Origin of the sequence: Clostridium sp. AWRP (assembly GCF_004006395.2) — a bacterium.
Lineage (GTDB): Bacteria > Bacillota > Clostridia > Clostridiales > Clostridiaceae > Clostridium_B.
Map to the genome: position 1 here is coordinate 3,634,916 of NZ_CP029758.2, position 16,874 is coordinate 3,651,789.

Consider the following 16,874-nt stretch of genomic DNA (forward strand, 5'->3'; position numbering starts at 1 on the left):
TTTTATATATGCTAAACATTATATTTAGTAAGAGAAATCACATCATATCCTTCTAATTTTTCCCTACCTTTTAAATCCGTCAATTCTATAACAAATCCTATAGTAACAACTTCCCCACCTGCTTGTTCTATAAGTTTCACCACAGAAGCAGTAGTTCCACCTGTTGCAAGCAAGTCATCAATTATTACCACTCTATCTCCCTTTTTTATAGCATCTTTGTGCATTTCAAGTACATCACTGCCATATTCTAAGTCATAACTAACAGCAAAAGTATCATAAGGCAACTTTCCCTTTTTTCTTATAGGAACAAAACCTGCACCTATGGCATAGGCTATAGGTGCTCCAAATAAAAATCCTCTTGCCTCAGGTCCTACTACTATGTCAATATGTTTATTTTCTAAATATCTAGCTATTTTATTTACTGTATACTTAAAAGCTGCTTTATCCTGCAGCAAAGTAGTTATATCTTTAAAACTTATTCCTTCCTTTGGAAACCCATCTATTACTCTTATTTTATCTTTTAAATCCACCTGTAATCCCCCCTAAAAATAACTTAATCATTCCAATAGAAACCTACTTTACAATTATATATTAAATATTGATACATATTCAAGTTTAAGATATTTTTACCTTTATATAATCTCATTTTTCAAATATTTAGCTATTTGTTCTGCTCTATCCATATTTTCAGTTATAAAAAGTTCTACTGCAATCCTTGCATTGTCTATATATCTCTTGTTCTTAATTGAACACATCATTCTATTTGACAATTCACATACATTTTCCATGTTTACACTAGAAATATCGTTCACTTTAAGCAATGCCCTTACTCCATAATTATTTGTACATTTTAAATAATACATACCTTCATTTACCATTATCTTATTTTCACCAGTTATATCAATTCCCCGAGAAAAAATACCTAAAGCTACAAGATCTAAATACTTACTTATATACTTCATATCATAATACATCGATATGGCTTGAGATAACTTAAAGGTAACACCCACAGCTGTTAAACCTTTAAATGGATATGTACACTGCTTCTGATTGGGATTCACAATAATGGCTTTCGGCAAAATTCCCACAGATTTATGGTAATCTGTTATTATAACATCAATACCCAAAGTTTTGCATAACTCTATTTGTGAAACGCTTTGAATTCCACATCCAGCTGTTATTATAAGCTTTGCACCTAAAAATTTTATGTGGTTTTTTATTATATCTGACTTTATATTATAATCATTAATTTTATCAGAAATAAAATATTCTACATCTGCATTTAAATATTTTAGCACTAATAACATAAGTGACACCGAAGTTATACCATCCAAGTCACATGTACCATAAATTACAATTTTTTCTCTCTCATTTACTGCTTTTATTATTCTTCTTAAAGCTTTCTCCATATCCTTTAAAAGAAAAGGGTTATGCATACCTAAAAAATTAAAATCCTGTATATTATCTTTTTGCCTCTCCATAATAAAATCCTCCAAATTTATCGAAAGCACTTATATTATAAATGATATTGTCTTCTATTACAAATACATTATGGTTAGATTATTTGCAATAAAAAAATCCAGAGTACCAATATACTCTAGATTTTCTATTTTATCATATTTAATGTATATTTTATAGCTTATTCACTTACTGTATGCAACTTTTTTTTATTTCGAAGCATATGTTTCTTTATAATTACCCAGCACGGACTAGCTATACATATGGAAGAATAGCATCCTGTAATTATTCCTATAAGTATCGGTTCTGAGAAAATTCTTACAGAAGGCACTAAAACATATACTGATGTCAATGTTATTACAACAGTCAATACTGTATTTATAGATCTTGCCAATGTCTGAGTTACGCTGGCATCTGCAACAACTATAGGTTCCTGTCCTCTCATATATTTTTGATTTTCTCTTATTCTATCAAAAACAACTATAGTATCATGAACAGAATAACCTATAACCGTAAGAGCTGCTGCTATAAAGTTAGAGTCTATGGAAACTCTAAGTACCGCATATACAGAAAGCATTACAAGAACGTTGTGAGTTAAGGATATAATAGCAGCTATACCAAAGCTTAATTCAAATCTTATACCTATATATATAAACATAGCTATAATTGCCACTATAACAGCTTGCAGAGCTTTGGTCCTTGTTTCTTTTCCCATAACTGCACCTATATTTTCTTGATTCGTCAAGCTGCTCTTTTTATACTTTGCCTTTACAGCTTTCACAATATTACTAACATCACTATTAGTTAAAGTAGCAGACTTTATAGATATAGATTTATTATCTGATTTATTGGATTGAAACTCACTGGAATATTTTTTTACTATATTATCTACATCCTGCTTATTAAAATCCTGACCCACATTTATTTCAACTACAGTACCACCTTTAAAATCTAATCCATATTCAAGACCTTTAGTAGCCATAGTAAATATTCCAATAGCAATGACTATAAGGGATATAGTAAACCATATTTTTCTTTTCTCAATAATTTTATACATATTACTTTACTACCCCCTTTCTAAAGTCATGTACACCAAAGGTACCAATAGTTTCCTTATGATTAAACCAGCCCATATTAGCTAATAACTTCATAAGTGTTCTTGTTACCGTTACAGCTGTGAACATACTTAAAACCGTACCTATAATAAGAGTAAGTGCAAATCCTTTTACGGAACCTGTACCAATATTATAAAGGACACATCCTGAAATAATAGTAGTTATATTTGAATCCAGTATTGACGTCATGGCCCTTCTAAATCCCGCATCTACAGAAGCCCTAATGGATTTACCACTTTTAAGCTCCTCCTTAGTTCTCTCAAATATGAGTATATTGGCATCTACTGCCATACCTACTGTTAACAAAAACGCTGCGATACCAGCTAATGTCAAAGTTACATTTACATTGGCAAAAGCTGCTAAAACTATATATACATATAGCACAAGTGCTATATCTGCAACAAGTCCAGGTAATCTATAATATAAAAGCATAAATATCATTACTAGCCCTATACCTATTTTACCTGCTAATATACTAAGTGGAAGTGCATTAGCACCAAGAGAAGCTCCTACAGTTTTAACCTGTACTGGTTTTACCGTAACTGGAAGTGCACCTGACTTTATCAAATTTGCCTTTGTTTGAGCCTCTTTCATGGTCATATGACCGCTTATAATAGCTCTACCATCAGTTATATGTGCATCTACTCTCGGATCTGACAATTTATCTTTATCTAAATATATGCTAATTACTTGCCCCATAAATTTTTGAGTGGCATCTGCAAACTTCTGAGCACCTGATTGATTTAACTCCAAGTTTATTGCACCCTGGTTACCATTTTGAGGGTCAATAGAAGCCGTAGCATTTTTCACGTCCTTACCTGTAAGTATAGTTTTGTTGTCTGGTCCAACAAACTTAAGATCACCAGTTTTTGCTACACCATCTACTACTTCTTTTGCATCGAATTTTCCAGGTATATCAATTCTTATCCTGTCTTTTCCTTCTCTTACAGTCGTAGTTTCACTTACTCCTAACTTATTAACCCTTTGTGAGATCATATCTACAGTTCTATTTACAGTGTCTTGATCTACATTTTTAGACTGTATTTCTTCAAGTACAGAAACTCCACCTTGAAGGTCAAGTCCCTTGTTTATTACTTGGCTAAATGGCTTTAATTTATATCCACCAAAAGTTACTCCATATGCTCCCGTATAAGCTAAAAAGCCTATTAAAATTACGCATAGAAAGAAAACTACGGTACTTTTCGCCTTAGATTTCATTTTTATCCTCCTTCGTCAATAACCAACTACCTCTTATCCTCATCTATTTACATTAGCAATTATATTACTTAAAAAAAACACCGTCAATACACATATTACAAATAAAGTAATATGATGTATTAAGTTTTTGTAAATGTTATTACTATTTTTTCAAAATTCTACTTTTAAGTGCAATGGCACACTCAATTCTCTTTTTCTGCATTTTGCATCCAAGACTGTAAGGTATGTTCATGTCCTTATTAAAATTATAATTATTAGCCTGACATCCGCCGCTGCAGTAAAATCTTGCCCAACATTTCTTACATTCAGGTTTATTATATATATGGGCAGCTTTAAATTGTTTAGAAATATCCTGCCTTAAGTTATCAATATCACTCAGATTTCCCATCTTAAAAGCTTCATTACCTACAAATTGATGACAGGGATATATATCTCCATCTGGTGTTATAGCCACATACTCATGTCCTGCCCCACATCCTGATATTCTTTTATATACACAGGGACCACCTGTAATGTCTATATTAAAATGGTAAAATTTAAACTTTCCTCCTTCCTTGTTTCTTCTAATCATTTCATCATACAATTTATCATATTGTTTATAAATAACCGGAAGGTCTTCTTCTCTAAGAGACAATGGATCATCCTCTGGAAGTACAACAGGCTCTACAGATATTTCATCAAATCCCTGATCTGCAAGATATTTTATATCTTCAAAAAAATCGGTATTGTTTCTAGTAAAAGTACCTCTTGCATAATATTGTTTAGATTTGTCCCTCATTTTTACCATCTTTTTTATTTTAGGCAGTATGGAATCAAAACTTCCACTTCCATCAATTCTAACTCTTACCTTGTCATTTACTTCTTTTCTTCCATCAATACTGAGTACTATATTTCCCATGTTTTTATCAAGATAATCCATTATATCATCGTTTAACAGGGTAGCATTGGTAGTCATTGTAAATCTTATATTTTTATTGTGCAGCTTTTCCTGCTTCTTAGCATACTCTACAATTTCCTTTACTGCATCAAAGGCCATAAGTGGTTCACCACCAAACAAATCAACCTCTATATTTTTTCTAGGTCCTGACTTTTCTATGACAAAATCAATGGCCTTTTTTCCTATTTCTGCAGACATGAGTTTTCTTCGTCCTTTGTACTCACCTTCATCTGCAAAACAATATTTGCATCTCAAATTGCAATCATGGGCAATATTAAGGCATAATGCCTTTATAAATGAAGGTTCACTTTCATGCTTTTTTGCAATTCCTTCATATAAATCTTTAGAATACAACATTTCTTTTTTAACTAGCTGTTGTATCTCACCATAAGCCTCCACAACTTCTTCTCTTTTATATTTATCTTTAAGAAGTTCTACCACTTTTTCAAGTTCTGGCAGTCCTTCATCATCTAAAATATCATATACTAGTTCATCAATTTCATGAAGTGTACCAGAGTTTACATCTATAACATATCTATATCCACCCTGGACAAATTTATGAATATTAGCCAAATTGTTCTCCTCCTAATAAAAATGTATAATTTTTCATTATATAAATTTTAGGCAGTAACTATTTTGTTACTGCCTAAAATTTATATTAGTTTTCACAAGCTAAATTGGCAACTGTGCAAGAAGTTTTACATGCTGATTGGCATGAATTAGCACATTCCTTACATCCTGGTTTTTTTAAACTTTCTTTTATATTAGCATTATTTATAGTTTTTATATGCTTCATACTAAGTTCCTCCAATTAATAAAGTTATCTGTTTGATTATAACATAAACATATAATAAAATAAAGTTGTCCATAAATGTGAGATTCAAGGAATTCCTTATAAGTTAATTGCGATCATACCTGATAAAGCTCCTACTATAAGGTCAAGCAGCAATCGTTTTACTCCATAGGAACTTATAGCCGCAGAGTTTCCAGAAACTACAGAAACTACATACAGTATAAACAAATATAAAAGAGTTACTCCAATACCTACAAGCCATCCTTTTTTACCTATTCTTCGCACTGCATAAATAACTCCATACATTATGCTAAGTATGTTTGTAATCACGTAAAATATGTATCTTCCTCTTGAACCTATATCTATAAAAGTCATTATAACTGCAAAAATTAAAAGTAAAACAACTGTAATTATAAAACCTCTAAGAACTCCTTCCACTGCAGGAAGGTAATTACTACCTTTTTCCAAATTAAAGCACCTCCCATCTAATAGTATTTATGTAGATAAAAGGTGCTTTATACCTAATTTTTAAACTTCTTTTTTTTCTTCCTTTTTTTCCTCTATTTTCTTAGAAGAATTTTCTTGACTTTTAGGTTCAGATAAAATATTTAGTACTCCTGTCTTATCTAATTTTATCCTAACTCTATCTGGTCCTGTTTGAATAGTTATATTTCTGTCCTGGATATTTACAACTTTTCCTATTATGCCACCTTTAGTCATAACTTCATCATTAACCTTAAGACTCTCAAGCATTGCATTATATTTCTTTTTTCTTTTGCTTTCTGGTAGAAATATAAGTAAATAAAAGATTACTACTATAAATAAAAGTGGTGCTAATCTAACCAATGAATCCAATTTTTTCACCTCCTTTTTGTAAACAGAATTCTAATTTTATTGATTCCATTGTTCAAGCTTTTCCTTTTTATATTTAGGGAAATAGTCTCCATCAATGGAATCCCTTATTTCTTTCATTAAATTATTATAAAAATACAAATTATGAAGCACACATAACCTCATAGCAAGCATTTCTTTTGCCTTAAACAAATGTCTTATGTATGCCCTAGTGTAATTTTTACAAGTAGGACACTGGCATCCTTTGTCAATAGGGGAATCATCCAGCTGATATTTGGCATTCAAAAGATTTATTTCTCCTTCTGATGTAAATACATGGGAATGTCTTCCATTCCTAGCAGGAAGTACGCAATCAAAGAAATCTACTCCTCTTTCTACTGCTTCAAGTATATTTTCTGGAGTTCCAACTCCCATCAAATATATAGGCTTATCCTGTGGAAGATGAGGAACTACTTTTTCTATAATTCTATACATTTCCTCGTGAGTTTCCCCTACAGCTAACCCTCCAATAGCATATCCATCTAAATTCATTTCGCTTATTATTTTAGCATGCTCTATTCTTATATCGTCGTAGACACCACCTTGGTTTATTCCAAATAGCATCTGCTTATTATTTATAGTATCTGATAAAGAATTCAATCTATCCATTTCAACTTTACATCTTTTGAGCCATCTTGTGGTTCTTTCAACAGAACGTTGAACATAATCTTTGGGAGACGGGTTTTCTATGCACTCGTCAAAAGCCATAGCTACAGTGGATGCCAAATTACTTTGAATTTGCATACTCTCTTCAGGTCCCATAAATATTTTGCTTCCATCTATGTGCGAATTAAAATATACTCCCTCTTCTTTTATCTTTCTAATCTTTGACAGAGAAAATACTTGAAATCCTCCAGAATCAGTTAAAATAGGTCTATCCCAATTCATAAATTTATGTAATCCACCAAGTTTTCTTATGATCTTATCTCCAGGTCTCAAACTTAAATGATAAGTATTTGAAAGTTCCACCTGACATCCAATTTCTTTTAAATCACAGGTAGAAACTGCTCCTTTTATAGCTGCTAAGGTACCTACATTCATAAAAACTGGAGTTTGAACTACTCCGTGAGGTGTAGTAAATTCACCTCTTCTAGCACTTCCCTGTTTTTTTAGTAATTTATACATTAAAACACCTCAAATCTATTTCAAGAACATAGCATCTCCAAAGCTAAAAAATCTATATTTTTCTTTAACTGCACAGTTATATGCATTTAGTATTTTTTCTCTTCCACAAAGCGCACTTACAAGCATTATAAGTGTCGACTCGGGCAAATGAAAATTTGTTATAAGTTTATCTACCACTTTATATTTATATCCAGGATATATAAATATATCCGTCCAACCAGATTGATTCCTAACTCTTCCATTTTCATCTCCAATGGTTTCAAGTGTTCTGCAGGAAGTAGTGCCCACTGCAATTATACTTCCTCCTTTTTCTCTAGTTTCATTTATCATATCTGCGGTTTCTTTCGTCATGCAGTAGTATTCTGAATGCATATTATGTTCTTCTATATTTTCAACCTTTACAGGTCTAAAAGTTCCAAGTCCAACATGTAAAGTTAAGAACGCAAGTTTTACCCCTTTATCCTCTATTTTTTTCAGCAGTTCCTCGGTAAAATGAAGACCTGCTGTAGGGGCTGCTGCAGAACCTTCTTCCTTAGAATACACTGTCTGATACATTTCCTTATCCTCTAATTTTTCTTTTATATATGGGGGCAGAGGCATTTGACCAAGTCTATCAAGTACTTCTTCAAATATTCCTTCATATTCAAATTTAACAATTCGATTTCCATCTTCTTTTACTGAAACTATTTCTGCTTTAAGTTCCCCGTCTCCGAAGTCAAATCTACTTCCTACCTTAGCTCTTTTTCCAGGCTTAACTAAAGTTTCCCAGGTGTCATCTTCATTTCTCTTTAGAAGTAAAATTTCCATTTTACCACCGCTGCCTTCTTTTGCACCTATAAGTCTTGCTGGCAAAACTCTAGTATCGTTTAATACAAGACAGTCCCCTGGATTCAAATAATCTAATATATCTTTAAATACCTTATGCTCTATATCACCAGTTTTTTTATCAAGCACCATAAGCCTTGCTTCATCCCTCTGCATTAAAGGATGTTGTGCAATTAATTCCTCTGGTAAATAAAAATCAAAATCTGTAACTTTCAATATTTTCACTCCATTTCATCTTGTGTAAATCACATTTTGTCATCAAACAATGAAGACTGATTAAAATTCTTTTTAGAATTTGTACTTCTCTTTCTATTAAAATGTCTATAGGCACTGTCCGATGCCACTCTACCTCTTGGGGTTCTTATTATAAAACCTTTTTGGAGTAGATAAGGCTCATACACATCTTGTATAGTATCTAACTCTTCTCCTATAAAATACGCCAAGGTTTCTACTCCCACAGGTCCTCCATTAAAATTATCAATTATAGCTTTTAATATTTTATTGTCTATACTATCAAAACCTTCATTATCAACTTCCATCATTTCAAGAGCCGCTTGACTTGTTCTAACATCTATTACACCATTGCCCTTAACCTCGGAATAATCTCTAACTCGCTTTAATAATCTGTTTGCAATTCTAGGAGTTCCCCTAGACCTTTTTCCTATTTCAAAAGCTGCATCCATTTCTATTTTTACTTTAAGTATTTCAGCTGATCTGACTATAATTTCACTGAGTTCATCTTCTCCATAAAACTCCATAGGACATAGTACCCCAAACCTATCTCTTAGTGGTGCTGTTAAAAGTCCCACCCTTGTAGTAGCACCTATTAAAGTAAATTTAGGTAGATCCAATCTTATAGACTTTGCTGCAGCCCCTTTTCCTATAACTATATCTAGTGCATAATCCTCCATAGCAGGATATAATATTTCCTCTACACTTCTATTTAACCTGTGTATTTCATCTATAAAAAGCACATCCATATCATTTAAACTGGTAAGTATCGCAGCCAGATCTCCTGCTCTTTCTATAGCTGGTCCCGAAGTAATTTTTAGGTTTCCTCCCATTTCTACAGCAATTATATTAGCAAGAGTAGTTTTTCCAAGACCTGGTGGCCCATAAAGAAGTACATGATCTAGTGCTTCCTTCCTGTTTCTAGCAGCCTCTATAAATATCTTTAGTTTATCCTTTACCTTTTTCTGCCCTATATATTCATTGAGTCTCTTAGGTCTCAAACTATACTCATTTTCTGTATCCTCTTTAATGTTAAGGGGGGTAACTATTCTATCTTCCATACCTATCACCTAACCTAATTCATTAAAAATTTAAGAGCTTTCTTTATCATATCCTCAGTAGAACTTTCTTTTGTTTTATCTATAGAGGCTAAGGCTTTATTTCCTTCCTTTTCCGAATATCCAAGTGCTATAAGAGCCTCCAAAACCTCAGAAGTATTTTGAGTTGCATTTATATTGTCAACATTATCCTCGCCACTAGTAAATTCATCTGCATCTATCTTGTCTTTAAGTTCAAGTATGATTCTTTGGGCAGTTTTCTTACCTATTCCAGGTGCCCTTACCAAATTTTTTTCATCTTCAGATATTATAGCATATTTCAAATTATTTACGTCACTTATGGATAAAAGTGAAAGTGCCGCTCTTGCCCCTATACCATTTATAGTAAGTAAAAGGTTAAACATACTCAATTCTTCTTTAGTTAAAAAACCGTATAATCCTATAAAATCTTCTCTCACTATCTGCTGTAAATACAACACTATGTTTTCTCCTACCTTTGGAGTTTTTGCAATAGTACTGCCAGATGTATTTATTTTATAGCCAATTCCATTATTCTCAACTACTATATAATCTTTATTTACACCTTTATATATTCCCTTTATGTATTCATACATCTAAATTTCCTCCAAAATATTGAAACTTATTAAAATTGGACAAAGTATCATATTGTAACATATAATACTTTATCATTTTAAGTACTTTAGTTCAAGTACTGCAATTGGTAATATACAATTTGCTAAACAGCAAATAACAAATAATAATACTTTTTTCATTAACGTCAAAAAATATAAAAAAAGCCTCAAAGGCTATTATTCATAGTCTTCAAGGCGTGATTCTGCTTCGTCTCTTGTATTACACTCAAAGTACTTATCTCCCTTAGTTAAAAGTCTTATGTCTTCATCTTTTAATTTGCTTGTCTTTATATCAGTTACATCTCTCTTTTCATTTTCTATAAACATATTCCCCTGATTATCCGTCTTATATATAGCAATTAGACCATTCTTTATTCCAAGTACATATTTATTAGGCTCATATTTATCCACTTCTTTTACAAGTACTACTTCTTTTGCACCAAACTTATCAACCTTATATCCAGCAGTTTTATATATATTTTCAACTTCATTTTTGCTTTTACCTGCTAATTTTCCAGCTAATTCTTCTTTTTCCGTCTTAAGTTCTCCACTTTTATTATATTTTATTTTAAATATAATTTTAGCTTTTTCAGCAACAGTTGTATTTATATTAGAATTTGTATTTACAGTGTCATAAGTTCTATTCCCTTGCCTAACCTGTTTTATCTCTCTATCCATGTTTACATTTTGAAATCCAACTACACATATGTAACAACTTAAACCTAAAATTAAAATAGTAAATATAACCAATACTATTGTACGAACTTTTCTATTATCCATAATATCCCTCCTTTTTGAATATTATGGACACTTATCTTAATTATATACACCATATTAGGATTATTTTAATTTTATAGTAGTACTATTCTTATCGGAAAATAAAATTTTGTTTTTAATTACAATATTTCCCTGTCTGTCACTTCTCCATACTAAAATTCCTTTACTTCCTAATCTTTTTTCAACTCGCTTATCTGGTGTATTAATTCCATCACTAGTTACAATTGCTACTTTAGGTTGTATCCTATTTAAAAATTTTACCATTGTGCTGGTATTAAGACCATGGTGCGGTACCTTTAGCACATCGCATTTTTTTAGCTTTTTTGTCCTTATCATGTCATTTTCTTCTCTTTTCTCACAATCTCCTGCAAATAAATAATTTAAACTTCCTATTTTGCCTTGAAGTACAATTGAATTGTTGTTCTCTATACTGCCATCTTTATAGATAGGCCCAATAACTTTAAGATTCATACCATAATGTTTCATACTCCAATTCTTTCCTATGTATTCCACAGATACTCCCATTTTAAGCAATTTATCTGCTATAAAATATTTAATATTATTTTCATGATCAGGCAAATATACTCTACGAACCTTTACCGACTTAGCTATATTGCATATGCCATCATAATGATCATCATGATAATGAGTCAATATTATACCTTCTATTTTATTTACATTATTTGAACTTAAATATTTTATAACCCTGTTAGTATAATATGCAGCTCCTGAATCTATTAAATAATTTTTATTACCTAACTTTATTAAAGTGCAATCTCCTTGGCCTACATCTATAAAATGTACTTCACAAATACCATATTTAGCAAAAGTACTATTTCCCATAAACATTATAATAATAAATACCATAACAATTAATTTCTTCTTCAAATTAATACAAGCCTCCATCTATTACGCATTTGAAAGAAAATAACAATTTAAAAATAGGCCATCATACTGACTAGTTATTTCTTTGAAAATACCTTAATTACTGCATTTATTTTTTGTATAAAAATCAATTATATTCTAAAATTTCATAAAAAATAATCTAAGGTATATAAAAGAAAATAACCAGTAAAATATTCTAGAATACTCACTAGTTATTTTTTAATATGTCTGAATAAAATATGGTATACTAATAATAAAAATATTTAAACAATAAAAAGGAGTGAAGTTGTTCTTGTTAACCTAATAATTTATGGTTGATATAGACATTATAATTATGAAACTAAAAAAAATCATATCTATATTCGTTGTTATTGTTTTAGCATTATACGGTTCATTTTATGTAAGGAATAAATTAATCAGCAGGCATAATAGAGTTAACAGAGCTGTAGTAAAAGTTGTTATACCTGAGGGATATACAAATGAACAAATAGGAAGGACATTAGAAAAATCAGGATTAGTTACAGAAAAAGATTTTATGAATCAAGTGGAAAACTGGTCAGATAATAGTTACTGGTTTTTGAAAGGTCTTCCACAGGACAAGCATAAGCTGGACGGTTTTTTATATCCTGCTACATATACTTTTGAAAAAAACACATCAAGTAAAAAAATCATAAATGAAATGCTTAAAACTTTTGAAGCAAATATAGAACCAAGTAAAAGTTATATAACTAAAAATAATTTAAACACAAGAAATGTTATAATAACAGCTTCTCTAATAGAAAAAGAAGCACGAAAAGATGTGGACAGACCAAAGATAGCCAGTGTTATTTACAATAGATTAAATAAAAATATGCCCTTACAAATAGATGCAACTATTCTCTATGTAATAGGACATAAAGATAAAGTATATAATAGGGATTTAACTGTAAAATCTCCTTATAATACCTACTTAAATAAAGGATTGCCCCCATCCCCAATATGTAATCCAGGGACAAAATCCATAAATGCTGCAATTCATCCTGAAAGAACTAATTACCTTTATTACGTATTGAACACTAAGACCAATACACACGTATTTGCAGAAACATATGCCCAGCACATTAAGAATGTGTCTTTATATGGAAAATAAAAAAATTTTTTCTTGAATAACGTTTATATTCAATGTTTAATTATTAATTTACTCAAATTTTCGCACATATAAAATTTTGACTTAATAAAAAAATTACGACCTAAATGAATTCACAATTCACAGTTCACAATGCACAATTTCGGTAGATTTTTCTCCGCTGTGCTGCGAAAAATTTTAAATTTAAAGCTTATTGAAGCTTTGCTTCAATGGTGCTATATTTTAGATTTTCTGAAGTTTTAACGGAAGAAAATCATCCCTAATTGTGAACTGTGCATCGTGCATTGTGAATTAATTGCGTCGTAATATTTTTAAACTGCAAAAGTTGAGTTAATAACAAAAAACCACTCCTCATGTAAATTTCATATATATCACACGAGAAATGGTTTTCTTAATCAAATAAGTATTAAAACTTGAATGTTTATATGTAATAATAGAATATATACGGAATTTTAAGCATACTTTAAATGCCTTAAAGCCTTTTATTCCTCAAATTCCTCTGGGAATTCAGCGTTGTGGTACACGTCCTGAACATCGTCATCGTCTTCAAGTTTATCTATAAGTCTTTGAACTTTTTCAGCTGTTTCCATATCAACAGATACGGTATTGTCTGGTATCATTGTAATATCTGCAGACAGGAATTCAAAACCCTGTTCCTCTAATTTTTCCCTTACTGTACCAAAGTCTTCTACAGTGGTAATTACCTCAAAGACTTCTTCTTCAGCAGTAAAATCTTCAGCACCTGCATCCAATGCCTTCATCATTATTTCGTCTTCATCCATGTCTTCTTTTCTCTCTATTACTATCTGGCCTTTAGCCTGGAACATCCATCCAACACAGCCATTAGCTCCAAGATTTCCGCCGCTTCTTGTAAATGCTGACCTCACACTGCTAGCACTTCTATTTTTATTATCAGTTAAAGCCTTTACTATCATAGCAACTCCACTTGGTCCATAACCTTCATAGGATATCTCTTCGTAGTTTACTCCCTCAAGTTCCCCTGAACCCTTTTTAATTGCTCTCTGTACTGTATCCTGAGGCATGTTATTTGCCTTAGCTTTTGCTATAACATCTCTTAATTTTGAATTGGAATCCGGATTTGACCCACCTTCTTTAGCAGCAATTGCCAGTTCCTTACCTATTTTAGTAAATATCTTACCTTTTTTTGCATCTGCTTTACCCTTTTTTGCTTGTATATTATGCCATTTTGAATGTCCTGACATACAAATTTCCCCCTAACTTACGGTTATAATTATTTATATTAATTATGCAAATTGTATTATATCATATAAAAGCTGTTAAACACAAATGTGCCCTGCCTTTAATTAATCATTTATGAATTCAATATTACTTTGCTATTTGTTCTTTAATAAGTCTTGAATCCACCTTAAAATAAAATTCCTCATCCCCAACTATTACTTCACATTTTCCATTTGTAAGTTCTATAATATCATTTATTAATTTATCTACATCTTCCGAAATATAGTTTATAGACACACAAATTTTTTGCGTATAGTCTATATTTTCTATATGAATCGACTTTTGTTCAAACATATATTGCAATTTTCCCAAAGTATCATACTCTATAAATATATCTAACTGACATCCTTTTACTTTTTCCACTATTCCAGATTGATCAATTGAAAGAGCAGCAGACTTTGTGTAAGCCTTTACTAGTCCTCCTTTACCCAGAAGTGTTCCTCCAAAATATCTAGTAACTACTATTACCACATCTGTTATTTCCTTTTTCTTTATGACATCTAGTACTGGTATTCCTGCAGTTCCTTGAGGTTCTCCATCATCACTGTATCTTTGTATATTCATTTTTTCTCCAATTACATAAGCATATACATTATGTGTTGCTTTAATATTTTTCCCCTTTACTTTACTTATAAATTTTTTAGCCCCGTTTTCAGTATAAACCCTTTTTATACTTCCTATAAATATAGACTTCTTCTCCTCAAATTGACAACTAGCTTCATCCTTTACTGTAAAGTAACTCACAGATAACCCACCTTTCAAAATATCCCTCTAAACTATTTTAATTTTTACTATAAACAAAGTTCTTGGCATCAGATGGAGTTTCCTCCATCTGATGCTTATTAACAGCCTTCTTAGTACTTCATATCTATCCTTTAGGAGAAATCGTTATCCAGGGACGTAGCCGCTCTTTACTTACACTTGAAGAAAAGTAGATATCCCAAATCTTTGATTTGGTGATAGTCACTTTCACAGAGTACGTGGGAGTATTAGTGCGGGTAGTCATCGGACAAATTACATAATTATAATTTCACTTAATATTTGAATTCCACTTTCTATATTCTTTTCATCCACATGTGAAAAACCAATTTTAAAGTACTTTTCACCTTCTGAAGGTACTTTATAAAACAACGTACCTGGTGTAATTAAAACTTTTCTATTTTTTGATTTTCTAAAAAGCTCTATAGAATCTATAACTATGTTCTGTTTTATTTTCAAATAGAAATGCAGTCCTCCACCTGGTTCTACAAACTCTACTTTATTTTTTAAATATTTATCTATACATTTTTTCATATATACATATCTTTTTTTGTAGACTACATTTAAATCATTTATATAATTTCGCCACAAACCTTTTCTTATATATAAATCTAGAGCCCTTTGCATAAGACTGGATGTAGATATATCCGTATTTATTTTTGAATTTTGAATGCTTTCCTTAAATTTCTTAGGAGGTATCAAATATCCAATTCGTATTCCTGGCAAAAATATTTTTGAAAAGCTTTTTATATAAATAACCCTGTCACTACTATCTAAGCTTTTAAAACTACCATATTTTATGTTATCATTATAAATTAACTCTGAAAGATAATCATCTTCTATTATATAAAAATCATATATATCGGCTAATCTGAGTATTTGCTTTTTCTTTTCATTGCTATAGCTTATCCCAGTAGGATTTTGAAAATAACTCATTGTATAAAAACATTTCACTTTGTTTTTTTTAAGTATTTTTTCAAGGTTGTCTATATTAATTCCATCTTTTTCAATAGGAGTTTCGATTATTTCAGTTCTTCTCCATTTAAATACAGACAGTGCCCCACTGTATGTTGGTTTTTCAACTATTACAGTATCATTTGTATTTAAAATAGCCTTTGAAACTACATCTATACCTTGCTGCGCTCCTGAAACTATAAGTATATCATCCTTATTTATGTTTCCATTCCAGAACACATCACTTATACTATTTCTGAGTCCATCATATCCGAGGGATTCTTGACATATCAAAGCCGATGAGCCATCCCTATCCAGAACCTCATTCAAAACACTTTTAAAGAAACTTATTTGAAAAAATTCACCACTTGGAGTTTCTCCGGTAAAATCTATATAATTTTCTACCTCATTACTAGATATTTTCTTTAGAACCTTTGAGTATTCTCTACTAAAGTTCTTATTTACATCCCTCTTTTTGGCATAAGTTCCACTGCCAATTTTTTGAGCAGCATAACCTTCAGCTTGAAGCCTTTTATATGCATTTACCACAGTGATTTTATTTACATTTAAAAATCCTGCCATTTCTCTTATAGAAGGTAGTTTCTCCCCATCTTCAATTTTATTTGTATCTATCAATTTTTTTATGTGTTTTTCTATTAATAGATATTTAACAGTTTCTTCTCTATTTAGATTCACAAAATATTTATTAGAAATAAAATTCACTTCCTTGCTATAATTTACAATATATAATTGACAGTTGTCAATTATATATTGTCAACTGTCAATTATTACAAAACATCCCTAGTGCTAAATTCTATTTTATAACAATA

The 16,874-nt window shown here is 31.0% G+C and carries 18 protein-coding genes; 1 reads left to right on the forward strand and 17 read right to left on the reverse strand.

What is annotated here, in order from left to right; genetic code table 11:
* Window positions 1-11: 11 nt before the first annotated feature.
* The 14 genes from DMR38_RS16865 to DMR38_RS16930 form a co-directional block, all read right to left on the reverse strand.
* The gene (locus DMR38_RS16865) at window positions 12-530 is read right to left on the reverse strand and encodes an adenine phosphoribosyltransferase (protein ID WP_127722414.1); all 519 of its coding nucleotides are present in this window, start codon (window positions 528-530) and stop codon (window positions 12-14) included.
* A gap of 102 nt (window positions 531-632) precedes the next feature.
* Window positions 633-1,481: a DHH family phosphoesterase gene (locus tag DMR38_RS16870; protein WP_127722415.1), complete on the reverse strand. Its 849-nt coding sequence runs from the start codon at window positions 1,479-1,481 to the stop codon at window positions 633-635.
* A gap of 158 nt (window positions 1,482-1,639) precedes the next feature.
* Complete coding sequence (gene secF / locus DMR38_RS16875; protein WP_127722416.1) at window positions 1,640-2,515, reverse strand: protein translocase subunit SecF; 876 nt, start codon at window positions 2,513-2,515, stop codon at window positions 1,640-1,642.
* A 1-nt stretch (window position 2,516) separates the two neighbouring features.
* Window positions 2,517-3,791, reverse strand: coding sequence for a protein translocase subunit SecD (gene secD, locus DMR38_RS16880; RefSeq protein WP_127722417.1), 1,275 nt, complete (start codon window positions 3,789-3,791; stop codon window positions 2,517-2,519).
* Window positions 3,792-3,933: 142 nt separating this feature from the next.
* Complete coding sequence (gene scfB, locus DMR38_RS16885; RefSeq protein ID WP_127722418.1) at window positions 3,934-5,301, reverse strand: thioether cross-link-forming SCIFF peptide maturase; 1,368 nt, start codon at window positions 5,299-5,301, stop codon at window positions 3,934-3,936.
* Window positions 5,302-5,386: 85 nt separating this feature from the next.
* Window positions 5,387-5,524, reverse strand: coding sequence for a six-cysteine ranthipeptide SCIFF (gene scfA, locus DMR38_RS16890; protein WP_127722419.1), 138 nt, complete (start codon window positions 5,522-5,524; stop codon window positions 5,387-5,389).
* 96 nt (window positions 5,525-5,620) lie between these two features.
* A complete protein-coding gene (locus tag DMR38_RS16895) occupies window positions 5,621-5,989 on the reverse strand; it encodes a TIGR04086 family membrane protein (protein ID WP_127722420.1) in 369 nt (122 codons plus the stop codon).
* Window positions 5,990-6,049: 60 nt separating this feature from the next.
* A complete protein-coding gene (yajC, locus tag DMR38_RS16900; protein WP_127722421.1) occupies window positions 6,050-6,376 on the reverse strand; it encodes a preprotein translocase subunit YajC in 327 nt (108 codons plus the stop codon).
* A 36-nt stretch (window positions 6,377-6,412) separates the two neighbouring features.
* Complete coding sequence (tgt, locus tag DMR38_RS16905) at window positions 6,413-7,537, reverse strand: tRNA guanosine(34) transglycosylase Tgt (protein ID WP_127722422.1); 1,125 nt, start codon at window positions 7,535-7,537, stop codon at window positions 6,413-6,415.
* A 15-nt stretch (window positions 7,538-7,552) separates the two neighbouring features.
* Window positions 7,553-8,578, reverse strand: coding sequence for a tRNA preQ1(34) S-adenosylmethionine ribosyltransferase-isomerase QueA (gene queA, locus DMR38_RS16910; protein ID WP_127722423.1), 1,026 nt, complete (start codon window positions 8,576-8,578; stop codon window positions 7,553-7,555).
* A 29-nt stretch (window positions 8,579-8,607) separates the two neighbouring features.
* Window positions 8,608-9,654: a Holliday junction branch migration DNA helicase RuvB gene (gene ruvB / locus DMR38_RS16915; RefSeq protein ID WP_127722424.1), complete on the reverse strand. Its 1,047-nt coding sequence runs from the start codon at window positions 9,652-9,654 to the stop codon at window positions 8,608-8,610.
* Window positions 9,655-9,668: 14 nt separating this feature from the next.
* The gene (ruvA, locus tag DMR38_RS16920; RefSeq protein WP_127722425.1) at window positions 9,669-10,265 is read right to left on the reverse strand and encodes a Holliday junction branch migration protein RuvA; all 597 of its coding nucleotides are present in this window, start codon (window positions 10,263-10,265) and stop codon (window positions 9,669-9,671) included.
* Window positions 10,266-10,460: 195 nt separating this feature from the next.
* A complete protein-coding gene (locus DMR38_RS16925) occupies window positions 10,461-11,063 on the reverse strand; it encodes a hypothetical protein (protein ID WP_127722426.1) in 603 nt (200 codons plus the stop codon).
* Between the two features lie 60 nt (window positions 11,064-11,123).
* Window positions 11,124-11,948 (reverse strand): MBL fold metallo-hydrolase, encoded by an 825-nt coding sequence (locus tag DMR38_RS16930; protein WP_127722427.1) that lies wholly within the window; start codon window positions 11,946-11,948, stop codon window positions 11,124-11,126.
* Between the two features lie 331 nt (window positions 11,949-12,279).
* Here DMR38_RS16930 and mltG point away from each other — a divergent pair, with 331 nt between their 5' ends.
* Entirely contained in the window at window positions 12,280-13,074 is a 795-nt protein-coding gene (gene mltG, locus DMR38_RS16935) for an endolytic transglycosylase MltG (protein WP_243124334.1), read from the forward strand.
* 479 nt (window positions 13,075-13,553) lie between these two features.
* Here mltG and DMR38_RS16940 read toward each other — a convergent pair whose 3' ends face one another.
* From DMR38_RS16940 to DMR38_RS16950, 3 genes are all read right to left on the reverse strand, one after another.
* Window positions 13,554-14,294, reverse strand: coding sequence for a YebC/PmpR family DNA-binding transcriptional regulator (locus DMR38_RS16940; RefSeq protein WP_127722429.1), 741 nt, complete (start codon window positions 14,292-14,294; stop codon window positions 13,554-13,556).
* Between the two features lie 124 nt (window positions 14,295-14,418).
* Window positions 14,419-15,075, reverse strand: coding sequence for a YigZ family protein (locus DMR38_RS16945; protein ID WP_175413047.1), 657 nt, complete (start codon window positions 15,073-15,075; stop codon window positions 14,419-14,421).
* 270 nt (window positions 15,076-15,345) lie between these two features.
* The gene (locus DMR38_RS16950; RefSeq protein ID WP_243124335.1) at window positions 15,346-16,740 is read right to left on the reverse strand and encodes a PLP-dependent aminotransferase family protein; all 1,395 of its coding nucleotides are present in this window, start codon (window positions 16,738-16,740) and stop codon (window positions 15,346-15,348) included.
* Between the last annotated feature and the right edge of the window lie 134 nt (window positions 16,741-16,874).